General features: G+C 34.2%; 18 protein-coding genes. 9 read left to right on the forward strand and 9 right to left on the reverse strand.

What is annotated here, in order from left to right; genetic code table 11:
• Positions 1–126 precede the first annotated feature (126 nt).
• Positions 127–2547 carry a phenylalanine--tRNA ligase subunit beta gene (gene pheT / locus ACH2AZ_RS01080; RefSeq protein WP_394906247.1) on the reverse strand — a complete coding sequence of 807 codons (2421 nt, stop codon included), beginning with the start codon at positions 2545–2547 and terminating at the stop codon, positions 127–129.
• Positions 2548–2655: 108 nt separating this feature from the next.
• Complete coding sequence (gene recG, locus ACH2AZ_RS01085) at positions 2656–4761, reverse strand: ATP-dependent DNA helicase RecG (RefSeq protein WP_394906248.1); 2106 nt, start codon at positions 4759–4761, stop codon at positions 2656–2658.
• A gap of 104 nt (positions 4762–4865) precedes the next feature.
• Here recG and ACH2AZ_RS01090 point away from each other — a divergent pair, with 104 nt between their 5' ends.
• Positions 4866–6950: a M1 family aminopeptidase gene (locus ACH2AZ_RS01090; RefSeq protein WP_394906249.1), complete on the forward strand. Its 2085-nt coding sequence runs from the start codon at positions 4866–4868 to the stop codon at positions 6948–6950.
• Positions 6950–7855 (forward strand): patatin family protein, encoded by a 906-nt coding sequence (locus ACH2AZ_RS01095; RefSeq protein ID WP_394906250.1) that lies wholly within the window; start codon positions 6950–6952, stop codon positions 7853–7855. The genes ACH2AZ_RS01090 and ACH2AZ_RS01095 overlap by 1 nt, the downstream gene beginning before the upstream one ends.
• A gap of 27 nt (positions 7856–7882) precedes the next feature.
• Here ACH2AZ_RS01095 and ACH2AZ_RS01100 read toward each other — a convergent pair whose 3' ends face one another.
• Together ACH2AZ_RS01100 and ACH2AZ_RS01105 are read right to left on the reverse strand one after the other, a co-directional pair.
• Positions 7883–8401, reverse strand: coding sequence for a hypothetical protein (locus tag ACH2AZ_RS01100; RefSeq protein WP_394906251.1), 519 nt, complete (start codon positions 8399–8401; stop codon positions 7883–7885).
• A 2-nt stretch (positions 8402–8403) separates the two neighbouring features.
• Entirely contained in the window at positions 8404–10008 is a 1605-nt protein-coding gene (locus ACH2AZ_RS01105) for an FMN-binding glutamate synthase family protein (RefSeq protein ID WP_379044642.1), read from the reverse strand.
• Between the two features lie 149 nt (positions 10009–10157).
• On the opposite strand from ACH2AZ_RS01105, the gene ACH2AZ_RS01110 reads away from it, so the two are divergent.
• The 6 genes from ACH2AZ_RS01110 to ACH2AZ_RS01135 all read left to right on the forward strand — a co-directional run bounded on the left by ACH2AZ_RS01110 (position 10158) and on the right by ACH2AZ_RS01135 (position 18384).
• A complete protein-coding gene (locus tag ACH2AZ_RS01110; protein WP_394906252.1) occupies positions 10158–12482 on the forward strand; it encodes an ATP-dependent helicase in 2325 nt (774 codons plus the stop codon).
• A 230-nt stretch (positions 12483–12712) separates the two neighbouring features.
• On the forward strand, positions 12713–13399 hold the full coding sequence (locus tag ACH2AZ_RS01115) for a TetR/AcrR family transcriptional regulator (RefSeq protein ID WP_394906253.1): 687 nt from the start codon (positions 12713–12715) through the stop codon (positions 13397–13399).
• Entirely contained in the window at positions 13386–14987 is a 1602-nt protein-coding gene (locus ACH2AZ_RS01120) for an ABC transporter ATP-binding protein (RefSeq protein WP_394906254.1), read from the forward strand. The genes ACH2AZ_RS01115 and ACH2AZ_RS01120 overlap by 14 nt, the downstream gene beginning before the upstream one ends.
• 5 nt (positions 14988–14992) lie before the next feature.
• Positions 14993–16333, forward strand: a complete 1341-nt coding sequence (locus ACH2AZ_RS01125; RefSeq protein ID WP_394906255.1) for an HlyD family secretion protein — start codon at positions 14993–14995, stop codon at positions 16331–16333.
• Positions 16334–17722 (forward strand): TolC family protein, encoded by a 1389-nt coding sequence (locus ACH2AZ_RS01130; RefSeq protein ID WP_394906256.1) that lies wholly within the window; start codon positions 16334–16336, stop codon positions 17720–17722.
• Positions 17723–17766: 44 nt separating this feature from the next.
• The gene (locus tag ACH2AZ_RS01135; protein WP_394906257.1) at positions 17767–18384 is read left to right on the forward strand and encodes an L-threonylcarbamoyladenylate synthase; all 618 of its coding nucleotides are present in this window, start codon (positions 17767–17769) and stop codon (positions 18382–18384) included.
• 48 nt (positions 18385–18432) lie between these two features.
• On the opposite strand, the gene acs is transcribed toward ACH2AZ_RS01135, so the two are convergent.
• A complete protein-coding gene (gene acs / locus ACH2AZ_RS01140) occupies positions 18433–20334 on the reverse strand; it encodes an acetate--CoA ligase (protein ID WP_394906258.1) in 1902 nt (633 codons plus the stop codon).
• A gap of 15 nt (positions 20335–20349) precedes the next feature.
• Positions 20350–21270, reverse strand: a complete 921-nt coding sequence (locus ACH2AZ_RS01145; RefSeq protein ID WP_394906259.1) for a tryptophan 2,3-dioxygenase family protein — start codon at positions 21268–21270, stop codon at positions 20350–20352.
• Between the two features lie 134 nt (positions 21271–21404).
• Between ACH2AZ_RS01145 and trxB the strand changes: the two genes are divergently transcribed.
• The gene (trxB, locus tag ACH2AZ_RS01150; protein WP_394906260.1) at positions 21405–22385 is read left to right on the forward strand and encodes a thioredoxin-disulfide reductase; all 981 of its coding nucleotides are present in this window, start codon (positions 21405–21407) and stop codon (positions 22383–22385) included.
• A gap of 56 nt (positions 22386–22441) precedes the next feature.
• On the opposite strand, the gene ACH2AZ_RS01155 is transcribed toward trxB, so the two are convergent.
• Genes ACH2AZ_RS01155 through ACH2AZ_RS01165 form a run of 3 tightly spaced genes read right to left on the reverse strand, consistent with a single transcriptional unit; the run spans position 22442 to position 24278 of the window.
• Positions 22442–22873 carry a DUF4268 domain-containing protein gene (locus ACH2AZ_RS01155; protein ID WP_394906261.1) on the reverse strand — a complete coding sequence of 144 codons (432 nt, stop codon included), beginning with the start codon at positions 22871–22873 and terminating at the stop codon, positions 22442–22444.
• A 3-nt stretch (positions 22874–22876) separates the two neighbouring features.
• On the reverse strand, positions 22877–23542 hold the full coding sequence (locus tag ACH2AZ_RS01160; protein ID WP_394906262.1) for a ZIP family metal transporter: 666 nt from the start codon (positions 23540–23542) through the stop codon (positions 22877–22879).
• On the reverse strand, positions 23535–24278 hold the full coding sequence (locus tag ACH2AZ_RS01165; RefSeq protein ID WP_394906263.1) for a class I SAM-dependent methyltransferase: 744 nt from the start codon (positions 24276–24278) through the stop codon (positions 23535–23537). The genes ACH2AZ_RS01160 and ACH2AZ_RS01165 overlap by 8 nt, the downstream gene beginning before the upstream one ends.
• Positions 24279–24295 lie beyond the last annotated feature (17 nt).

The following is a 24295-nucleotide window of genomic DNA, read 5'->3' on the forward strand; positions in this document are numbered from 1 at the left end:
GTCTTTTTTAAAATTTGATCATATTAAAGGGTATAAGAAAATGGTGTTTGTTCTTATAAAAATTAAGATTTTGCATTTTTAAAAAGCACTAATATTGGGGTATTAAGCTAATTAATTCGGTTCATTTTATCTCAACTGGGCGTCGAGTTCTTTAGCCAGTTGTTTTTGTAATTTATTCATTACTTTATCTATCTGTTTGTCAGTCAGAGTTTTATTCTTGTCTAAAAAAGTAAAACTAACTGCATAACTTTTTTTGTTTTCTGGTAATTCTTTTCCTTGATAAACATCAAATAAATCAACAGACTCCAAACATTTTTTCTCCGTTTTTAAAGCAAGCTCGTAGATTTGCTCGAATTTTACAGATTCATCCACCAAAAGGGCAAAATCTCTTCTTGAAGAAGGATATTTTGGTATAGGTTCATACTTTACATTTGTCTTGCTGATTATTTCTATTATAGCGTCCCAATTAAAACAAGCTGTTAGTACCTCTTGTTCTATGTCAAATTCTTTTAAAATTGACTTTTTAACAACTCCAAAATTTACTAAATTGATATTCTTTATACTATAGGTTAATCCTTCTGATAAATCATTAGAATCAATAGGGATAGTATTAAATTTGGTTATGTTTAGTCGAGACAGTAAGCCCTCTACTATACCCTTTAAGTAGAAGAAATCGGTTGGTTTCGTAGTCTCAAACCAATTATCTTCATTTCTGTTTCCAGTAACAATTAGTTGTAATTGCTTATTTTCTTTGTATCCTTTTTTATTTTGATAAATCTTCCCGAATTCAAAAAATTTAAGATCGGTGCTCTGTCGATTTAAATTATAGGCGATAGCTTCCAATCCGCTAAACAGCATAGATTGGCGCATTACACTTAGTTCTTGACTTAGTGGATTTAGGATTTCTACATTTTCTTCTTTTACCAGATCTTTATTCAGAGCGGTGTAATCTTTGGTTAGTGAATTAGCCATCATTTCATGATAACCTTGGGCCACTAATTGTTGAGCGATAAGATTTTGTATTTTAAAATCTTCATATCGGTTAGTGTTGGCTATGGTTGCATTTAGTTTTTCACTAAATTCAATATTGTTATATCCATAAACCCTTAAAATTTCTTCAATTACATCAACCTCTCTTTGTACGTCCACGCGATAGGCAGGAATTGTAAGGCCTAAACCGGTTTCTGTAACGTTATTGACGCGAATATCTAAGGATGCCAAAATAGACTTGATAACACTAGGGTCTAATTCTTCCCCTACTAAAGAGTTTATTTTCTTAAAAGTGAGAAATACCTGAAAATCATTTATTTTTTTTGGGTATATATCATCTAAATCACTAGAAACAAAGCCTCCTGCAATTTCTTGAATTAAAAGGGCTGCTCGTTTTAAGGCATATTCTGTAATGTGAGGATCTACACCGCGCTCAAATCGAAACGAAGCATCAGTGTTTATACCATGTCTTTTAGCTGATTTTCTCACGCTTACCGGATTAAAGTACGCGCTTTCTAAAAATACGGTAGTGGTTTTTTCTGTCACCCCAGAGTTTAAACCTCCCATAACCCCCGCCATACAAATAGGACCGTTTGCATCACAAATCATAAGATCTTCTTCGTGAAGCTCACGTTCAACATCATCTAACGTCGTAAATTTTGTTTTTGCAGCTAGCGTTTTAACTTCAATCTTGTTACCTTTAATAGCTTTAGCGTCAAAGGCGTGAAGCGGTTGGCCAAGCTCATGCATTACATAATTGGTAGCATCAACAATATTGTTTTTCGGTGTGATTCCTATCGCTTTTAATTTGTCTTGCATCCAATTGGGAGATGCTTTAACTTCAACATCCGAAAGGGTAATACCGCAATAACGTGGGGTTAATTGATAATCCTGAACTTCAATTTGTACGCGGTGACTACGTTTCTCTACATGAAAACCGCTCACCGATGGGGTGTTTAGCGAACCGTTGATGTCGTGTCTCAGCAAACCAGCTTTTATATCTCTTGCGACACCAAAATGACTCATAGCATCAGCGCGATTAGGGGTAAGGCCAATCTCAAAAACCTTATCATAGGTTATTTCAAAAACCTGATTTAAAGGTGTGCCTGGTTTTAATTTACTATCTAGCACTAAAATCCCTTCATGACTTTGCCCTAATCCTAATTCATCTTCGGCGCATATCATTCCAAAGCTATATTCACCTCTTATTTTACCTTTCTTTATTTTCCAAGCTTCTCCTTTATCATCATACAGTTGAGTACCAATGGTAGCCACCGGTACTTTTTGACCTGAAGCAACATTTGGGGCACCACAGACAATTTGTAAGTTTTCCTTTTCACCAATATTAACTTGGGTTAGCTTTAATTTATCGGCGTTGGGATGCTGGATACAAGAAATGACTTCTCCTACTACAATTCCTTCTAAACCGCCTTTTACCGACTCATAATCATCAATACCTTCTACTTCCAAACCTAGGTCTGTAAGTAAAACTTCCATTTTTTCGGCACTCCAATCTGTTTTGATAAATTCTTTAATCCAGTTATATGAAATTTTCATAGGTAATCATCTTGTTTTATGGGGAGCAAATATAAAATTTATTTTCTCAAAAAAGCTTTAAATATCAATTGGCTTGGGTACAATTCTATAATATTTTAAATTTTTTGTTTAACTGATGTATTTCCAATTTTTTTTGTTTTTAGTGATATTCAAATAGGTGTTTTTTAGCCGGGTATGTTCGGTATGTTCTAAACGTTCATCTTTTTCAATAATCTTTTTTGCCCATTTACGGGCTTGTTGTAAAATATCTTGATCTTGAACAATATCGGCAATTTTCATTTGCAAAATACCACTTTGTTGGGTGCCCATTAAATCTCCAGGTCCACGCAATTTTAAATCAACTTCAGATAGTTTAAAACCATCGTTAGTTTGAGTCATCGCCTCTAACCTGATTTTGCTATCATTAGAAAGTTTTTGCCCTGTAATTAAAATACAAAAACTTTGTTCGGCACCACGGCCCACCCGTCCTCTTAATTGGTGTAACTGCGATAAACCAAAGCGCTCTGCACTTTCAATCACCATTACACTTGCATTGGGTACGTTAACACCCACTTCTATAACCGTTGTAGCTACCATAATTTGGGTTTCACCTTTTACAAAACGATTCATCTCAAACTCCTTGTCAGCTGGTTTCATTTGACCGTGAACCACCGAAATTTGATATTCTGGCATAGGAAAATCTCTAGCAATACTCTCATACCCATCCATCAAGTCTTTATAATCCATATGTTCACTTTCTTGAATCAACGGGTAAACAATATAAACTTGTCTACCTTTTTTAATTTCTTTTTTGAGAAAATGAAATACTTTTAACCTATTATTATCATAGCGATGAACCGTTGTGATAGGCTTTCTGCCGGGCGGGAGTTCATCAATTATAGAGATGTCTAAATCGCCATAAAGACTCATAGCAAGGGTTCTTGGAATTGGCGTAGCGGTCATGACCAGAATATGAGGTGGTAATTGATTTTTGGTCCATAATTTTGCACGTTGAGCAACTCCAAAACGATGCTGTTCATCAATAATAGCTAAGCCCAAATTTTTAAAAACAACCTTATCCTCTAAAAGTGCATGGGTGCCAATAAGTATTTTAAGCTCTCCACACTCCAGACTTTCATGAATTCTTTTGCGGTCTTTTTTCTTAGTTGATCCAGTTAATAACTCTATCTCTATATTAATAGGTGCACAAAGTTCTAGTAACCCCTGATAATGCTGAGTGGCTAGAATTTCTGTTGGCGCTATTATACAAGCTTGAAAATCATTATCTAAAGCCAATAAAGAAGATAAAAAAGCCACCATTGTTTTTCCAGAACCAACATCACCTTGTAAAAGCCTATTCATTTGAGCACCAGTCCCCATATCGTTTCTAATCTCTCTTACCACTCGTTTTTGAGCGTTAGTTAGTGTAAAGGGTAAATGTTGCTCATAAAACTTTGTAAATAAGCTACCTACTTTTGTAAAGTTATAGCCTTTAATCTTTTGTTTTCTTATTTTATTCTTTAGAATGAGTTGCAGTTGTACATAAAATAACTCTTCAAATTTTAGTCTATATTTTGCTTGAGCTAACAACTCAGCGTTTTTTGGAAAGTGTATATATAAAAGGGCCTTTGCCTTAGGCATCATATTTAGCTCCTTTAGAAGGTAATCGGGTAAAGTTTCAGAAAATTGCTTGTAAGATAACTTAATTAGATTCTCTATGGCTTTAGAAATAATCTTATTACTCACGCCACGCTTACTTAATTTTTCTGTACTTGGATAAATGGGCTGCATCAAGCCACTTAAACTTTTTTTCTGTTCTTCAAGGCTTTTAAGGTCTGGATGAGGCATAGAAAATTGCCCGTTGAACCAATTAATTTTACCAAAAATAACATATGCTGTGTTTAATTTTAGCGATTCTCTTATCCATTTAATGCCCTTAAACCAAACCAATTCTAGGCTACCGGTATTGTCTGTAAAACTAGCGACCAAGCGTTTGGTTTTACCTTGATCAATAATCTTTAAATGCGTTATTTTACCTACAATTTGCACTTCTGCATCATTTCTTTGTAGCTCGTTTATCTTGTAATATTTAGTTCTGTCAATATACCGGTTAGGAAAGAAATGCAATAAATCTGAATAAGTATAAATACTCAGTTCTTCCTTTAACAGTTTAGCCCGATTTGGACCTATTCCTTTGAGGTAATCTATTGGAGTTAATAAATAAGATGAATTCATAGGGCTAAGATAGTTTTTGTAAAAAGTTTTCGCAACTACAATGCGCTTAAAATAGGTTAATTTAAACCAATTAATTTTGTATTTTTCAACACCAAAACGCTTTTATGAAAAAGATTTATTTGTTGCTTCTTCCTCTTTTCTTTACGGAATTGATTTGTGCCCAAAATCAGAGGTATTTAGATATTAAAAATATAAGTGCTTTTTTAAAAATTAAACCTGTTAAAAAGCAGGTTGCCGGTGAGGTAGAACTTCAATTTATCCTAAATCAAGCATGCGATTCTATCTTTTTAGATGCTAAATATATGGAAGAAGTAGTTTTGAAAACCTCACAAATATCCTTGAAAACTACATCTGAAAAAATATGGTTTTATAATGATTTTAAGTCAGATAGTTTATATTCTATTCAATTTGAATATCTAGCAAGGCCCCAACAAACCTTATATTTTAATAACTGGGAAACTCCAGAAAGAGCTCAAATTTTCTCGCAAGGACAAGGAAAATACACCTCTCACTGGTTACCTAGCTTAGATGATATGAACGATAAAATAGAGTTTGATCTAAGTTTTGAGGCACCTCGAGAGTATACCTTAATTAGTAACGGAAAATTGAAAAGCAAGAGTGATTTTGAGGAGGTGTCGCGCTGGACGTATGATATGCAAAAACCGATGAGTAGTTACCTGGTAATGGTTGCTTTAGGGAGATTTGATTTTGAAAAAATTCAGAGTAAATCGGGTGTACCTATATATCTGTATTTTGACCCCAGGGATCATAAGTTGGTTGAACCTACATACCGATATACCAAAGAAATATTCGATTTTCTCGAGTCAAGTATTGGGGTAGCTTATCCTTGGCAAAATTACAAACAAGTACCCGTAAAGGACTTTTTATATGCCGGAATGGAAAATACAGGAGCCACCGTTTTCTCAGAACAATTTTTAACCGACTCTATAGGTTTTGTCGATCAAAATTATGTCAATGTAAATGCCCATGAATTGGCTCATCAATGGTTTGGTAATTTAATTACCGAAACCAGCTCAACACATCATTGGCTGCATGAGGGTTTCGCTACCTATTATGCTTTAAAAGCAGAGCGAGAAATATTTGGTGACGATTATTTTTTTTATTCTATGTACCAAACCGCAGAACGATTATCTGCAGCGAGTGAATCGGGTAGAGGAGAAGCGCTTCTGAATCCAAAAGCAAGCTCACTCACCTATTACCAAAAAGGAGCGTGGGCGCTATTTTTTTTAGAAAATAAATTAGGCCAGTCAGTTTTTAAAAAGATAGTGGAAAGTTTTTTAGAAAAATATGCTTACCAGAATGTTAGAACCGAAGATTTTATAAAAGTAGCCGAAGAAATTTCAGGCAAGGATTTAAGTTGGTTTGAGAAAAAGTGGTTATTAGCAAATACATTTCCTTCTTATGAAGCAATGAGACTTTTAAGCACCAATGAATTTATGCAAAAATATTTAGCATTAAACGCATTAAGAGAGCTTCCACTAGAGCAGAAAGTTGAAGATTTAAAGAATGTATTAAGCGCTCCTGTAAACGAATATTTGGGGCAAGAGGCAGTAATTCAATTGAGTTTAGAAAATACCCATTCACCCGAAGTGGTTGCTTTACTTAAATTGGCGCTTAAAAGCGAATCTTTACTGGTAAAACAAAGTGTAGCACTGCATATTGATAAGATTCCGCTCACTTTAAAAGAAGAATATGAGCAATTACTATATGAAAAATCATATACCACACAAGAAGCTGCACTTTTAAATTTATGGATCAATTTTCAGAGCAACCGAGCGAATTACCTAGAGCTCTTAAAAGATAAGCAAGGTTTTTACAATAAAAGTTTACGCCACCTTTGGCTAGGGCTGCATTTGGCAACTCCCGCTTATAAACCGGAAAACAAAACGGTAATCTTTCAAGAATTGAATCAGTATACCAATGCTATTTATGATATTAGTATTAGACGAAGTGCCTTTTCTATAATAAGGCAAATTAATTTATGGTCAGATGAAAGCTTGCTCAATTTAATAAAAGCTACCCAGCATTATAATTGGCGTTTTTATAGCTTTGCACGTAATTTGATTAAAGAATTAGCAAAACAAAGAGAGTTAAAAGAACAGATAATTGCTCTCAGCCAACAAGTAGAATTTAGGAATAAACAATTTTTAAAAACAATTTTAGATTAATGAAGGCATTGGTTATTTCGGGTGGGGGTAGTAAAGGCGCCTATGCAGGTGGTGTAGCTGAATTTTTAATTCGTACACAAAATAAGAAATATTCTATTTTTGTTGGTTCATCTACGGGTAGTTTATTAATTCCTCACTTAGCTATCGGTAAATTAGATAAGCTGTACAATACTTATACACAGGTTACGCAATCAAGTATTTTTAGTATAAATCCTTTTACCATTAAGAAAAAAGAGGATAGAGAGTATGTAGGTATTAACTTCATTAATACGCTAATTCAGTTCATAAAAAATAAACGTACGTTTGGAGAAAGTAAAAACCTACACAAACTCATACGTCAAAAAATCACACCAGAAGAATTTTTATTGATAAAAGAGAGTGTAACCGATGTAGTAGTTACCGTTTCAAATCTTACCAAAAACAAGGTTGAGTATAAATCGATTAAAAATTTTAACTATGATGAATTTTGCGAATGGATCTGGATTTCTTGTAACTACGCGCCATTTATGAGTTTGGTGAAGAAAAATGGTTGTGAGTATGCCGATGGAGGTTTTGGTTCACTAGTGCCCATTCGTGAAGCAATACGGCGTGGTGCTACAGAAATTGATGCAATTGTGTTAGAATCTGAAAATATGGAGCATAATAAAGTATTGGGGAACAACCCTTTCTCGCTTATGGTAAACCTTTTCGGATTTATGCTCGACCAAGTTGAACGAAGCAATATAATTGAGGGAAAGTTGGCAGCTATAAATAATAATGTAACCCTAAACCTATATTACACACCTAGTAAATTAACAGAGAATTCATTAATTTTTGACAAAAAATTAATGTCAGAATGGTGGCAACAAGGTTACTTATATGCACAAAAAAAAGCAGCTCATTCGGATGAGAATGAGCTACGATAAAAATTTTTTGTTTTAAAATTTAAAAGCTTACCAAAGCCCCTTAACTTCTTGTTTAATGTAGGCTAAACCAGTTTGACTAGGTGAACTTTTTTCCATCATTTCAGATAAAATAACTTCTCTTAACTTAGTGGGAGAGTCAACACTCTCGCTCATATTGGTTTTTCGAATAAGGGCAATAGTTGCGTTTTTGGTAGCTCTAATTGCATTCCAACAACCCTCACTAACATATATTTGTTGCGAAATATTGTGTTCAAACTCTTTTTCTATATGGTGTATAAGTAAATTTTCATATTCATTTTTATCCTGGCTGTTTGGCTTTATTCTGATAAGCAAACTGCCTGGATCTATACGTTCAAGTAAAATTGTTAGTCGTTCTAGTGCCTGTAATCTAATGGGTAAGGTCTGTTTACTGCTTTGCCTTCGCAGCTCAAACAATTGTTTTTTATTTTCAGCTTTAAAATAACCATCAAAGAAATAGTAGCTTATTAAAGCCACTAAAATAGCCGGTAACAAGTAAAAAGCTAGTTGTATTAAGTTTTCTTCCATAATTAATATCTTACTGTATCTTTTTTAACGTCTTCTTCAGATTTTTCTTTTTGATAATTTCCTCCAAGGTAAGGACAGTTTTGAATTGCTTCCATACCTTTAAATTCAACCTTAGTTTTATGATACTCATAGGCATCTGCTAATGTCTTGGTGAAATCTTGATCACTCAGGTTAATGTTTACATCATCCATAGTAAATTCACAAGGGTGTTCATAACCACAAGCGTGCGTAATTTCTAATACTTCTTTTCTAAAGTTTTTAAAATAAAAAAGATTTCGCTTGGCTTTGTCTTTGACATCAATACCGCGTTGCAACCATTTGTTTTGTGTCGCTATACCAGTAGGACAGGTGTTGTTATGACAGGACTGGGCCTGTATACAACCTATACTAATCATAGCTTCGCGTGCAACGTTTATACAATCTGCTCCCATGGCAAAGGCCATAATAGCCGAGGACGGAAACCCTAATTTACCACTACCTATAAAGAAAATATCTTTGGTGAGATCATAATCTTTAAATATTCTATAAACACTTTTAAATCCATAGGCCCAAGGCACAGCAACGTGATCGGCAAAACTAGGAGGTGCAGCACCTGTACCTCCTTCACCGCCATCAATACTTATAAAATCTGGTCCTTTTCCTGTTTCTTTCATCAATTCAGCCAATTGCTTCCAACCTATAGTTTTACCAATTGCGGCTTTTACACCAACTGGTAGGCCTGTTTTGTCTGCAATGTCTTCGATGAAATCAACCATTGAAGGAACATCGGTGAAAGCCGAATGATATGGGGGTGAGATAACATCCTTATTTAAGGGGACATGTCTAATTTCTGAAATCTCTTTAGTGATTTTAGAAGCTGGTAAAACACCACCTTTACCAGGTTTAGCTCCTTGTGAAAGTTTAATTTCTATTGCCCTAATTTGAGGGTTGTCTTCGCACAATTTAACGAGTTTATCCATACTAAAGTTTCCCTCATCATCACGAATTCCAAAATAACCCGTTCCTATCTGTAACATTAAATCGCCGCCTTTTTTATGGTAAGGAGATACACCTCCTTCGCCTGTGTTGTGAAAAGCATTGGCCATTTTTACTCCTCGGTTTAAAGATTCAATAGCTTTCGCCGATAAACTTCCAAAGCTCATAGCCGAAACATTTATTGCCGAAGCAGGCCTATATGGTCTTCTGCGATTTTTCGAAAGCCCCATTACCTTAGCACAAGGTAAAAAATAAGGATCATTTACATTTGGATGATTTTCGGGCAATCTATAGGGCATCATCGCATTATTGATAAAAATATAATTAGTTGCGTAAATGTCACGATCACTTCCAAAACCCTCATAATTATTTTGATTTTTTGCCGAAGCGTAAATCCAACCGCGTTGAATCCTATCAAAAGGCAATTCTTCGCGGTTGTTTGCCACGATATATTGGCGAAGCTCAGGACCAATACTTTCTAACATATATCTGAAGTGTCCGACCACAGGAAAATTTCTCGTGATAATATGCTTTTTGTTGAAAAACAAATCCCGTATCGCAACTATAAGCACCACAATAAGTAGCCATTGCCACCAGGCAAGGTTACCTAAAAAATCAAGAATAGCATCCATTAAATTTGAATTAAAGCAAAATTTTATTTTTGGACTAAGGTATTTAATTTATTCGGTAAACTAAAAAGTTTTTATTTTTATATCTCTAGAACATTTATGAGTTTAATTTTTAATTTTTTGATAAATTCACGCCTCAAAAAAAATGCATTGTGAATAAATTTATAGAAGGACTTAATGAAGCGCAAAGAGCTCCTGTTTTACAAAAAGACGGAGCAATGATTGTTATTGCTGGTGCTGGATCTGGAAAAACTCGTGTACTTACATTTAGAATAGCACACCTAATGCAACAGGGGGTAGACCCTTTCAATATACTTGCTCTTACTTTTACCAACAAAGCAGCTAGAGAAATGAAGGCGCGAATTGCAAAAATTGTAGGTGCGAGTGAAGCTAAAAATTTATGGATGGGTACATTTCACTCTATCTTTGCTCGTTTGCTTCGTATTGAAGCCGATAAGTTGGGTTACCCTTCTAATTTTACAATCTATGATTCCGAAGATTCCCAAAGATTAATTAGAACTATTATTAAAGAGAAAAACTTAGACAAAGACATTTATAAGTATAAGCAAGTATTTTCTAGAATTTCATCTTTTAAAAATAGTTTAATTACTGTTAAAGCATATTATGCCAATCCCGATTTGCAAGAGGCCGATGCTATGGCCAAAAGACCACGACTTGGTGAAATTTATGATGAGTATGTAAAAAGATGTTTTAAGGCGGGAGCAATGGATTTTGACGACCTTTTGCTTAAAACCAATGAATTGCTAACTCGTTTTCCTCGCGTTTTAGCTAAATATCAAGATAGGTTTAGATATATATTAGTAGATGAGTACCAAGATACCAATCATTCACAATATTTAATTGTTAGGGCATTGAGTGATAAATTTCAAAATATTTGCGTTGTGGGAGATGACGCTCAAAGTATATATGCCTTTCGTGGAGCCAATATCAACAACATTTTAAATTTTCAAAAAGATTATGAAGACGTTAAAACTTATCGTTTAGAACAGAATTACCGCTCCACTAAGAATATTGTCAACGCGGCCAACTCGGTGATAGACAAAAATAAGGTAAAGCTAGAAAAAGTGGTGTGGACTGATAATGATGATGGTCCTAAAATTCAAGTCAACCGACTTCTAAACGACGGGGAAGAAGGTCGATTTGTTGCTAGCTCCATATTTGAAAATAGAATGAATAACCACCTGAGTAATGGCGATTTTGCCGTACTTTATAGAACCAACGCACAAAGTAGAGCTATAGAAGATGCGTTAAGAAAGCGTGATATTCCTTATCGCATCTATGGAGGAACTTCATTTTATCAAAGAAAAGAAATCAAGGACGTTTTGGCTTATTTAAGGGTTATAGTGAACCCGAATGACGAAGAGGCCTTAAAAAGAATTATCAATTATCCCGCTAGGGGTATTGGGGCGACTACCCTAGATCGTTTAATTCTAGCGGCAAACTCATATGATAAACCTATATTTCAAATCATTGAACATTTACACGAGCTCAATACCGGAATCAACTCCCGCACAAGAGGTAAATTAACCCAATTTGCTACGATGATAAAGAGTTTTCAGGTTACAGCAAAAAATTCTGACGCATTTGTGCTTACCGAAATGGTAGCTAAAAAAACAGGATTGGTTCAAGAACTAAAAAAAGATGGGACTCCAGAGGGAGTTGCGCGGATTGAAAACGTAGAAGAATTGCTTAATGGACTAAAAGATTTTGTCGAAGAGCAAAAAGAACTTGCTGATGCTACTGGTAATATTTCTGAATTTCTTGAAGATGTCGCTTTAGCCACCGACCTAGATAATGCAACAGATGATGATAATAAAGTAGCCCTAATGACCATCCACTTGGCAAAGGGCTTGGAGTTTCCATATGTTTACATTGTAGGTTTAGAAGAGGATCTATTCCCTTCAGGGATGAGTATGAATACGCGATCAGAGCTTGAAGAAGAACGCAGGTTATTTTATGTTGCCTTAACAAGAGCAGAACAAAAAGCTTATCTAACTTACACACTGTCCCGATATCGTTGGGGAAAACTTATAGATGCCGAACCTAGCCGTTTTATAGAAGAAATCGACGAGCAATATAAAGAATACCTTATGCCACCCGATGAGCTTAGAGGTAATTCATTTGTGAATCCAGATTTATTTGGTGAGGTCGATAAAAGTAAATTAAGGCAAAATAAACCAACTCCAGGAGTACCTCCTCCGGCTCATAAGCCAAGTGAAGAGCAACTACGCAAATTAAGAAAAATAAGACCTCAAAACAGCCAGAATACCGCAAGAATAGATAAAGAAGTTTTACAGTTAGAAGTGGGTGCAGTTGTCGAACACTTACGTTTTGGGCGAGGCAAGGTAGTAGGATTAGAAGGAGTTGGTCAAGATAAAAAAGCAGAGATAAATTTTGAAAATGGAGGACTCAAAAAATTATTACTTCGCTTTGCCAAGCTTAAGATTTTAGATTAGGCGTTAACTACTATCAAAAATAAAATAGCCTGTCTATAAATTCATAAAAATATATTATGACAAAATAGACTAAAAATCTTACTTTAATTATAACTTTAAAGGCGGTGATTTTTCGCCTTTTGTTGTTAAAATTAAACTTATGTTATGAAAATGTAAAATTTAGTAGATTTTCTTATCGATAACATAATTTTAATAGTATTACTACTATCTTTGCAAGTAAAGATAACGCTATGAAAAAACTGGTTAATCAATTACATTTTGTTATACCACCAGTTATTTACCTTAAAAATCCGTTAGAGACCGCTCTAGGACGTAAAATTATTAAGCATTCTATTGAGTTGATGCAAGACGATGGTTTAGACGGTTTTACATTTAAGAAACTTGCCAATCAAATAGGATCTAATGAAAGTTCTATTTACCGTTATTTTGAAAACAAACACAAGCTTTTATTGTATTTAATATCTTATTATTGGCGCTGGATCGAATACAATCTTGTCTTAGAAACCCAAAGTCTAACCCAGCCCACCGCAATTCTTTTTAAAACGATAGAGATTCTTACAGATTTACCACAGGATTTACCACATCACGAAATCATATCTATTAAAAAATTACACGCCATAGTGGTAGAAGAATATGCCAGAGCATTTCAAGTTCACGATGTTGATTATGAAAATAAAGCAGGAAATTTTAGAGTATATAAGCAATTAGTAGAACGCATAAGTACCATTATTCAGGCGGCTTTACCTGAATATTCGTTTAAAAAATCTTTAGCTCATCAACTTGTGCAAGGTACACTAAAACAACAATTTTTACGAAACCACTTCCCTAATTCAATTGAAGGTGAAGACAAAAATGGGGTACAAGAATTTTTTATGGATTTATTTAATGATAAAGTAATGCTCTATGGAAAAAAATAGAATTCCAGCTTTAAGGAAAATAGCTGATTTGTTAGCCCTAGAAAGAAAAGATATTTTTCAAATATTATACTATGCTATTTTCGCTGGGATTATCAGTCTAAGTTTACCGCTAGGTATTCAAGCTATTATCAACCTATTGCAAGGTGCCCAAATTAGTAGTTCTTGGATTATATTAGTAACCATTGTAACCTTGGGGGTTGGTTTTGCAGGAGGGTTACAAATATTACAATTGGATATTATAGAAAATATACAGCAAAAATTGTTTGTACGTACCTCTTTTGACTTGATTTACAGAATTCCTAAAATAAGGGTAAGAGAACTTATTGATAAATATCCTCCAGAATTAGCCAACCGTTTTTTTGATGTAATAAATTTACAGAAAGGACTACAAAAGCTGCTTTTAGATGTACCTGCCGCAGTTTTACAAATATTGTTAGGATTATTACTATTAAGTTTATACCATCCATTTTTTATTGTGTTTGGATTTCTACTGGTCATTTTGTTTTATATTTTGCTGCGTTTTACCTTTGATAAAGCATTAGTTTCTAGTCTGCAAGAATCAAAAAGTAAGTATAAGGTAGCTTATTGGGTGCAACAAGTAGCCAAAAACTATATCAGTTTAAAAATTGCCTCTAATAATATAGAATTAAATAAAAACAATCAATTAGTTGAATCTTATTTGGAGCATCGGCAAAATCATTTTTCTATTTTAAAAAGCCAGTTTAAAATAATGGTTGTTTTTAAAGTTACCGTAACTGCTGGTTTGCTAATTATAGGTGGATTACTGGTACTTAACCAGCAGATGAATATCGGACAGTTTGTGGCAGCAGAAATCATTATTCTATTATTGATTAATTCTGTAGAAAAACTAGTATTGGGTCTTGAAACAATTTATGATGTTTCTACAGCCATTGAAAAATTAGAAGAAATAGGTGAAAAAAAGTTAGATTTTAACACCGATACTTTAAGCCAAGAGATTAGCCTTTTTCCATTGCATATTTTTAGGCTGCAAAGCAGTAAATTGAGCGTAGCTGATTTAGTCATAAATCGTGGCGACCAAATTAATGTGGTAGGGAACGATTTAAAAACCCGAGATCTTTTCTATTACCTTACTGGAGTTAAAAAGTCGAAAGATGGTAAAATATATTTTGACGGACGTGAAATCTATACAGTATCATTAAAAAATTACCGCAATTATCTTGGCTTAGTTTTACGCGACGACCAAATTTTTGAAGGTACCTTATGGGAAAATCTAACCTTAAACAGGAAAGACATTAAAGAAAAAGATGTTTTTTCAATACTTTCATATTTCAATTTAATTGATGAAATACAGACTTTACCATTTGGCTTGCAGCAGTATATTGTACCCAATGGTGATGTGATAACTTTTAAATTGGAACAGCTTATTTTTCTTCTAAGAGCACTACTTAAAAAGCCCAAGATGCTTTTTGTTGAGCACGCTTTTGCAAATCCTGATTCGTATTTAGAAAAATTAATTACTTATACTCGAGAAAATGAAATTACTTTAGTCATATCAAGTAACCAAAAACTTTCGAGCCAATTGAAAATTGTTGATATTAAAGAATAGAAGCTATGCGCAATTTTAATGACGATGCCTTTAATGCCAAAAAAGAATTGGCCAGTTTTAGTGCCTACCAGCTCTTATTTAAGAATAAACATAGCGGCTACCTTACCAAAATTTTACTTTTTAGTTTTTTAGTGCTTTTTGTATTTATGTTTTTACCTTGGACACAGACCATTTCAGGTAGCGGCTATGTTACTACTTTAGAGCCAAATCAGCGTCCGCAGACTATACAATCTGTTATACCGGGTAGTATTGAAAAATGGTATGTAAGAGAGGGAGATTTTGTAAAGGTAGGCGACACCATTTTAAAAATTAACGAAATTAAAGAAGCTTATTTTGACACCCTGCTCTTAAAGCGAACAAGTGAGCAAATTGACGCTAAATCTGGTGCGGTTAATGCGTATCAAGATAAAATCACCGCTTTAAACAATCAATTGAGAGCTTTACGGCAAGAAAGAAGACTAAAGACCGAACAAAACGAAAATAAAATTAAACAAATTCAACTTAAGTACAAAAGCGATAGTATTGCTTTAGAGGCAGCTAAAATTGATTTAGCTATTGCAAAAAAACAATACGAACGAAATGAAGAACTCGAAAAAGAAGGACTTAAGTCTTTACAAGACGTAGAGGAAAAGCTTTCTAAGTTTCAAAAAAACCAAGCCTATGTAATTGAACTTGAAAATAAATTACTTACTTATAGTAACGAATTATTAAATGCACAGATTGAAGCCAACAGAATTCAAGCTGAATTCGACGATAAAATTAGTAAGGTGCAAAGCAATATATCCAGCACATCAAGCACACAGTTTGAAGCTAAAGCACAGGTTAGTAAATTAGAAAATACCCTAAGCAATTACCAAGTGCGTCAAAATCTCTATTATGTAACTTCTCCAATAGCTGGATTTATTAATAAGACTATAAAAACTGGTAGAGGAGAGGCTTTAAAGGCAGGTGAAAAAATTGTAAATATTATGCCTCATAATCCGAATTTAGCTGTAGAAACTTATATAGAACCCCTAGATTTACCATTGGTTAGGTTAGGAAGTGAGGTGAGAATACAATTTGATGGATGGCCAACAATTATTTTTAGCGGATGGCCGAATGCTTCTTATGGTACTTTTGGAGCAACGGTGGTTGCAATAGATAATAATATTAGTCCAAATGGTAAATACCGCTTGTTATTAGCACCAAAAGAATATGAATCTTGGCCAGATGCGCTACGTGTAGGTTCTGGAGCTCGAACCCTTGCTTTATTAAAAAATGTGCCGGTGTGGTACGAAATCTGGCGAAATTTAAATGGTTTTCCACCAGATTACTACGTTTCTGATAATAAATCCGTAAAGAAATAAATGAAAGCAATCAACTTTATTTGTTTTGTGTTATTATTAGTCTTTACCCCAATTAGGGTAACAGGTCAAGAAGAAATTTTTGGTATAGACGAGTATTTAGCACTTATAAAAAAACATCATCCGGTTATAAAACAGGCAAATCTTAAATTGTCTCAAGCCGAAGAAAAACTATTAAAGGCGAGAGGCTTGTTCGATCCAAAACTTGGTGGTAAGGTAAAACAGAAAGATTTTAAGGGTACAGAGTATTATGATTTGTGGCAAGGTGAAATCAAAATACCAACTTGGTTTGGTGTTGAGCTTCAAACGCAATATAATTTAACCGAAGGTAATTATGTAAATCGCCAAAACATAACCCCAGAAGAAGGCTTATGGGCGGTAGGTGTTAGCCTTCCTTTAGCCAAAGACTTGTTGTATGATGATCGTAGAAATGCACTAAAACAGGCAAAAATTTTTCAAGATTCAGAAAGAATACAGCGTGATATCAAAACCAATGAAATTTTAACTAAAGCCTTGAAGGCTTATTCTTATTGGATACTTTATTATGAAAATAAACAGGTTTATAAAACTTTTTTAGAAAATGCCATCACTAGAAATCAAGGAGTGGTTAAAAAGGCTTTAGCGGGAGATATCCCTACAATAGATACCCTTGAAACTCATTTATTTGTAAAAAAACAAGAATTGGCTTTTAACGAAGCCAAACTGCAGGAACAAAAAGCTAAATTAGTAGTATCTAATTTTTTATGGGTAGAAAATGTACCCTTAGCTATAACAGAAGAATTAGTTCCAGATTCTAATATAAAGATGGCTCAACTTGTACCCAACCTTATCGGTTTAAATAACTTTCAAGTAAACCAACATCCTCAGGTTCAATTGCTAGAGAATGACCTTACTGCACAAGACTATAACTTGCGCTTAAAACGTAATAATTTATTACCCGATTTACGCATCAAATATAATTTTTTAACCGAGCAATGGAGCGACCAACCTATTTTTAATGAAAATGATTACACTTTTGGTGTAGCTTTTAGATTTCCTTTATTTTTAAGAAAAGAGCGGGCAGATGTACGCATAGCAAAATATGAGATCGAAAAATTAAGCTATGAAAAATCGGCACTTGCTTATCGTTTAGAAAATGATATTAAGGCGCAACGAGTGTTAATCAATACGCAGATCAAACAGCTAGAAATTCTACAAGAAATAGTAGATGGTAGTGAAAAATTAGTAAAAGCAGAGCAACGTTTGTTTGCCCTAGGAGAAAGCTCTATATTTTTAATCAATAGCCGAGACAATAAATTTATAGAGAATAGAATTAAACTGAATAAAGTTAAAAATAAATTAAATTTAGCTTACGCGGAATTGATTAGCCTTTTACAACCAAAAATTGATTAGCTTTAAGGTATCTTTAAAATAGCAAATTTTTAAAATTCAAAATTATGGCAGAATTGATAAAAATCTACGAAGAAAATCCATCTCCTAAGGCTATTAAACAAGCAGTTGATATTTTAAGGAATGGAGGTTTGATTATTTATCCCACAGATACCGTTTACGGTTTAGGTTGTGATATTACCAATACGGCAGCTTTAGAAAAAATAGCACGCATAAAAGGAGTAAAATTAGAGAAGTCGAACTTTTCTTTTATTGTTGAAGATCTAAGTAATCTTTCGGAGTATGCAACGCTAAACAATCAAAATTTTAAACTTTTAAAAAGGAATTTACCAGGACCTTATACTTTTATTTTACCTGGATCTAGTAAACTACCCGCAGTCTTTAAAAAGAAAAAAACGGTTGGTATTCGTGTGCCTAATAACGCTATAGCTAAAGCTATTGTAAATGAATTGGGTAATCCTATTGTCTCTACTTCTATTAAGGATGAAGATGAAGTGTTGGAGTATACTACAGACCCATCTCTTATACTTGAAAAATGGGAAAAATTAGTAGATGCTGTGATAGATGGGGGTTATGGAGATAATCAAGCGAGTACTGTTATTGATTTAACCGGTGAACAGCCAGAGGTTATTCGAGAAGGAAAAGGTAGCTTAGAAATTTTTTAGACAAAATATAAAAAATAAAAGGCAACTCATCTTGAGTTGCCTTTTATTCTATAATGCGGCTTTTTTAATTTCAGCTACAATTTCAGGATTTACCAAAGTTGAGATATCACCCATATTTTCTGTTTCTTTAGAAGCTATTTTACGCAAAATTCTTCGCATAATTTTTCCGCTTCTTGTTTTGGGTAACTCCGGTACAAATTGAATTTTATCAGGCTTGGCTATCGCTCCCACATTTTTTACAATTTCATCTATAATTTCCTGTTTAAGCGCTTCACTCTTCTCTATTCCATCATATAATATAACAAAAGCATATAATGCATTACCTTTAATATCGTGAGGAAAGCCAACAATAGCACTTTCAGAAACAGCTTCGTGTTCTCCAATAGCATTTTCTATAGGTGCCGTTCCCAAATTATGCCCAGAAACGATAACCACATCATCTACACGACCAGTGATTCTATAGTTCCCTGTCGCATCGCGATAAGCGCCATCTCCAGTAAAGTAAAAATTGGGGTAGGTGCTAAAGTAGGTTTCTTTAAATCTTTGATGATCATTCCAAATAGTACGCGCCATTGCAGGCCAAGCCGATTTGATGACTAGGCGTCCTTCTGCTTTTTGGCCGTTAAATTCAATTTCCTTTCCTTGTTCATCCATTAGCGCGGGTTCAACTCCTGGTAAGGGTAAGGTAGCAAAGGCAGGTCTTGTTGCTGTTACACCCGCTAATGGGGCTATCATTATACTTCCTGTTTCTGTTTGCCACCAAGTATCTACAATAGGGCATTTTGTTTTTCCTATATTATCATTAAACCAATGCCAAGCTTCTTCATTAATGGGTTCTCCAACACTTCCTAAAACTTTTAAAGAACTTAAATTATGTTCTTCAACGTGTTGTAACGGCTGTTTTGCTAGTGCTCGAATTGCCGTGGGAGCGGTATAAAAATGGGTAATTTTAAATTTCTCTATAATTTCCCAAAACCGATTATAATCAGGGTAACTGGGTACCCCTTCAAACATAAGACTTGTAGCTCCAGACGAAAGCGGGCCATAAATAATATAAGAATGTCCCGTAATCCAACCTATATCGGCGGTACACCAATAGATCGCGTCAGCATCGGTTTGAAAAACATTTTGAAAGGTGTAACTGGTTCCAATCATGTAACCTGCTGTTGTATGTACCATTCCTTTTGGTCTTCCGGTAGAACCCGAGGTATACAAAATAAATAAAGGATCTTCAGCATTTACGGGAGTGGCTTCGCAATCTAAGCCAACTTGTTGCATCTCATCAAACCAGAAAGTATCGCGATTGGGATGCATTTGGGTAGGGTTGATGGTTCTGCGATATACAATTACATTTTCAATGCTAGGTGTATCTTTTAAAGCCTCATCACAGATTTCCTTTAACGGAATTGATTTTGTGCCACGAAAGTATTCATTGGCCGTAATTAATAATCTACAGGAGCTATCGTTAATTCGGCTAGCTAAGGCCTTACTTGAAAACCCTGCAAAAACGATAGAGTGAATAGCTCCTATGCGTGCACAGGCGAGCATAGCTATAGCCAATTCAGGTATCATTGGCATATATATGCAAACACGATCTCCTTTTTGTATTCCTTTGCGTTTTAAAACGTTAGCGAATTGCTTTACTTTAACTAGCAATTGCTTGTAGGTTATAATTCTAGATTCCTCATTAGGATCATTCGGCTCCCAGATAATTGCATTTTTATTGGGTTGAGATTTAGCATATCTGTCCAAACAGTTCTCGGTTATATTTAGTTCGCCATCTTCAAACCATTTAATATTTGGTTCTTCAAAATCTGCTTTTAAAACTTTTGAATAGGGCTTTCTCCATATGAAGTCTTTTGCAATAGCATCCCAAAACGATGCGGGGTCTTGAATACTTGCTTTGTAAGCTTTTTTATAAGCGGCGAAAGATTTAATTTGATGATTCATACCAAAGAATTATATTTAAAATTTAGGAAAGTCTTTATAATTTAAAATTTCTTGATCTTTCCAAACAGAAGGGAAAAATTTCCGCTGTTGGTATTTAGGATGAAGGTATTTCATCCATTCAGATCCTCCTGTAGCAGCCTTACCTTCTCCTTTTTTATTTAAATAATGTTGAGCAGTGTTAAGGTGTACTATAGGCCAAAGCACATTATAGGCATTATCAAATTCTCTAACAGCTTCGAGTAAAGAATCATTTATAACACCATATTTATCAAGACGTTCAGCCAAGGTGTTTCCTTTTACGCTATCGGCTAAAGTAATAAAATCGGCTAAATATTTTTCTTCAAACTGTCTTAAAGTTAAAGATTTTTTACCCGTTTTACGGTTGTGTCCGGCATCTTTCCAGTAAATGTGTTCAAAATAATCTTGTGTGGTAGGATTACTAGGTAAACGTTCACGCCCCTTAGCGTTTATAAGATTGATTAGGGGGGTACAATAAATTTCTAATATTCTAAATTGAGCACTTTGAAACCCACTTGCCGGTGTTAAGGTTGCTCTAAAAACATTATAATCGTCATAATCCATTCCAAAGCGCATTACATCAAAAGAAGTCATTAACATTCCCGTATACCGATTTAATCGCTCTAGTTTTTCTTTGAAAATTTCTTGTTCGGGTAAATCACCATGAACCAGTTGTTTAATTTCATGAATCATTAGTTTTAAAACCAATTCGGTAATTTGATGATACATGATAAAGATCTCTTCATCTTTAAAATCTGTTCTTGGCTTCTGTAGGGTTAAAAGGGTGTCTACTTGAATATAGTCCCAATAATTTATAGGTTTGGCTTGTAGCAATCCATTCAAATAATTCTCAGGATTTTCTCCCAAATTATTATATTTTTCTTCAATTTGCTGAATCACTTTATCTTGGGTACTCATAAGGTTTTTATTAGTGGTTATAAGGTAAAAATAATTTTAAATTACTAGAACTTATCGAGTAATAAAAATTCTTCATTAATTTAATTCTGAAATGTAAGGCTTTCTTGTTATTTTTACCAAGAAATTTGAAAATTATGGCAGAAGAAAATAAAATGGAAAGAATAAAATGCTTAATTATTGGTTCTGGACCCGCGGGTTACACGGCTGCGATTTATGCCGCAAGAGCCGATATGCAACCAGTTGTGTACACAGGTATGGAGCCTGGAGGCCAGTTGACTACAACTACAGAAGTAGATAATTTTCCAGGTTATCCCGAAGGGATCGATGGTCCAACTATGATGGTGCAATTGCAACAGCAGGCAGAACGTTTTGGTACCGAAGTAAGAATAGGTATGATTACCGAAGTGAAATTAAGCCAAGAAGTTGGAGGTGTTCACAAAGCTTGTGTAGACAACAAAACCTGGATAGAGGCACAAACAATTATTATTTCTACCGGTGCAACGGCAAAATATTTAGGTTTACCTAGTGAACAGCGTCTACGTGGAGGTGGTGTTTCTGCATGTGCGGTTTGCGATGGTTTCTTTTATAAAAACCAAGATGTGGCTATTGTAGGTGGTGGTGATACAGCAGCAGAAGAAGCTACTTACCTAGCTAATATATGCAATAAAGTAACCATGCTGGTAAGAAAAGACGAAATGCGTGCCTCTAAAGCTATGCAACACCGTGTTACTTCTACAAAAAATATAGATTTGCGTTATAATACAGAAGTAGATGAGGTTTTAGGAGACCAAGTAGTTGAAGGTTTGCGTATGGTTAATAATCAAACTGGAGAAAAAGAAGAAATAAAAATAACAGGTCTATTTATTGCTATTGGTCATAAGCCTAATACCGATATTTTTAAAGATCAGTTAGAGATGGATGACGCGGGTTATTTAATCACAAAGGGAAAAACTACAAAAACCAATATACCTGGCGTTTTTGCTAGTGGTGATGTTCAAGATAAAGACTATAGACAAGCCATTACAGCAGCAGGAACAGGTTGTATGGCAGCTCTAGATGCCGAGCGTTACTTGGCCACAGTGGCAACACCAGAAGAAGAGGTTTCGGCTTCTTAGGTTGAAGTTTGAATAATTTTTAAAAAAAATCCGTAAAATTAACTTTACGGATTTTTTTATGCCTTTATAAATTCATAGTATTCAATAAAAAAATGTTCTAAAGCCAACATATTTTTATTGAAAAAAGGAATTACAATTTCCCAAGAATTTTTGTTATGAATACTAACTTTCTCTTCTAGTGGAATATAGATATAACCGATATATTTACCTGGCATCACCTCGTAATTTACATCAAAAATAAAATCAGGGCTAACCTCATCTAGTAACAGTTGCTTTAAACTTATTAACTTATCCCAATAGATTTTTTGCTTGTTAGAATCTATTGCATCTATCTGAATTCCGAGATTTGCCCTTTTAGTATCAAAATTAAACTTTAGATCAATCGCTTTAATTTTTGTATTATATAGCATCCATTTTTTCGGACTTTGTTTTCCAAATTGGGTCCAAAATTCTTCTCTTATTTTTTTTGATTCCGACTTGCTAAACATTGATTATAAAAAATAAGCTGTAACAACCCCAACCAAGATAGCTAAAACCTTAGATAGATTGAATTGGTGGTTTTTAGATGATTCAAATAAAATGGTAGTAGAAACGTGCAATAAAATACCAATAACAACTGCCTCAATATATATATTAAACTTCGCTAATCCTGTAAAATATTGCTGGGTTAAGCTTCCTAATGGTGTCATTAAAGCAAATAAAATTAGAAACAAAAAAACTTTTATGCGAGAAAGCGAAGAGTAAAGTAAAAAAGAGCTAATTATTATTGCAATTGGAATTTTATGAATTACTACACCCCATAATAAGTGATTATGTCCGTGTAAAGGATAGCCTTCTAAAAAAGAATGTAAACATAAGCTAATAAAGAGCAAAATAGGGAATTTAGTCTCATTTTTATCAATATGAATATGCCCGTGTTCGGCTCCCTTAGACAAAAATTCTAAAAACAATTGCAATAAAATACCCAACATTGTACATACACCTACTAATTTGTTATAGTCTTGGTAAACATGTGGTATAAACTCAAATACAGTAATCGCCAACAAAAAAGCACCACTAAAAGATAATAGTAATTTTATTGCATTGGCATTGTATTTTATAAGCCTAGCTATTAATACACCTATTAAAACAGCTAGAATAGGTAAGAAACTACTCATCTGCGAGATTTACAATTAATATCATTCTTGGTGATTCGGTTACGTCAAAAGCATTTAATTGATAATCGCCAAAAACATCGACCAGATTAAGCCCTAGTTGATTGAAAAAATGTTTAAAATCAACTAACTCAAATGCTCTTACTCGTTCGGTAAAATGGAAGTATTGCCCCTCAGACTCAAAGCTAATATCTTTATATATAAATTTAGAATCTATTCTTCGTCTGATATGAAAATTAATCTCTTCAACCCGTTTAGTTTCTTCTTTAATCAGATTTCTTTGAACATGATTTTTATTCACAAAATCGATAACGGCACAAGCCTTTGGTTTAAGTTGCTCTTTAAAAGCCTTTAAAACCATTTCATTATCTTCATCATCTTCAAAATACCCAAAGCTCGTAAACAGGTTAAAAATGGCATCAAATTTGGCAGGCAGCGCCAAGCGCATATCTTGTCTTTTAAAATGCAAAGATTTATTGGCATATTGCTCAGCAAATGCTATATTATTGGAAGAAAGGTCTATAGCTGTTACCTCAAACCCTATTTTGTTTAAAAAATTGGCGTGTCTTCCTCTACCACAAGCCACATCTAAAATATGTTTACCACGTTTTAAACCTAGGTATTCAACTAGATTATTCATAAAAAAAGCAGCCTCTTTTTCATCTCTATGTTTATAGAGTTTATGGTAGTGAGGGGTATCAAACCAATGTGCGTACCATTTTTTATCGTCAATTCTCATAGCCCACAAAAATAATG

The organism is uncultured Mesonia sp., assembly GCA_947499595.1.
Classification (GTDB): Bacteria; Bacteroidota; Bacteroidia; order Flavobacteriales; family Flavobacteriaceae; genus Mesonia; species Mesonia sediminis.

Coding starts and splice junctions, on each gene's coding strand:
- pheT (WP_394906247.1), bottom strand. CDS start 2,547: ATGAAAATTTCATATAACTGGATTAAAGAATTTATCAAAACAGATTGG.
- recG (WP_394906248.1), bottom strand. CDS start 4,761: ATGAATTCATCTTATTTATTAACTCCAATAGATTACCTCAAAGGAATA.
- ACH2AZ_RS01090 (WP_394906249.1), top strand. CDS start 4,866: ATGAAAAAGATTTATTTGTTGCTTCTTCCTCTTTTCTTTACGGAATTG.
- ACH2AZ_RS01095 (WP_394906250.1), top strand. CDS start 6,950: ATGAAGGCATTGGTTATTTCGGGTGGGGGTAGTAAAGGCGCCTATGCA.
- ACH2AZ_RS01100 (WP_394906251.1), bottom strand. CDS start 8,401: ATGGAAGAAAACTTAATACAACTAGCTTTTTACTTGTTACCGGCTATT.
- ACH2AZ_RS01105 (WP_379044642.1), bottom strand. CDS start 10,008: ATGGATGCTATTCTTGATTTTTTAGGTAACCTTGCCTGGTGGCAATGG.
- ACH2AZ_RS01115 (WP_394906253.1), top strand. CDS start 12,713: ATGAAAAAACTGGTTAATCAATTACATTTTGTTATACCACCAGTTATT.
- ACH2AZ_RS01120 (WP_394906254.1), top strand. CDS start 13,386: ATGGAAAAAAATAGAATTCCAGCTTTAAGGAAAATAGCTGATTTGTTA.
- ACH2AZ_RS01125 (WP_394906255.1), top strand. CDS start 14,993: ATGCGCAATTTTAATGACGATGCCTTTAATGCCAAAAAAGAATTGGCC.
- ACH2AZ_RS01130 (WP_394906256.1), top strand. CDS start 16,334: ATGAAAGCAATCAACTTTATTTGTTTTGTGTTATTATTAGTCTTTACC.
- ACH2AZ_RS01135 (WP_394906257.1), top strand. CDS start 17,767: ATGGCAGAATTGATAAAAATCTACGAAGAAAATCCATCTCCTAAGGCT.
- acs (WP_394906258.1), bottom strand. CDS start 20,334: ATGAATCATCAAATTAAATCTTTCGCCGCTTATAAAAAAGCTTACAAA.
- ACH2AZ_RS01145 (WP_394906259.1), bottom strand. CDS start 21,270: ATGAGTACCCAAGATAAAGTGATTCAGCAAATTGAAGAAAAATATAAT.
- trxB (WP_394906260.1), top strand. CDS start 21,405: ATGGCAGAAGAAAATAAAATGGAAAGAATAAAATGCTTAATTATTGGT.
- ACH2AZ_RS01155 (WP_394906261.1), bottom strand. CDS start 22,873: ATGTTTAGCAAGTCGGAATCAAAAAAAATAAGAGAAGAATTTTGGACC.
- ACH2AZ_RS01160 (WP_394906262.1), bottom strand. CDS start 23,542: ATGAGTAGTTTCTTACCTATTCTAGCTGTTTTAATAGGTGTATTAATA.
- ACH2AZ_RS01165 (WP_394906263.1), bottom strand. CDS start 24,278: ATGAGAATTGACGATAAAAAATGGTACGCACATTGGTTTGATACCCCT.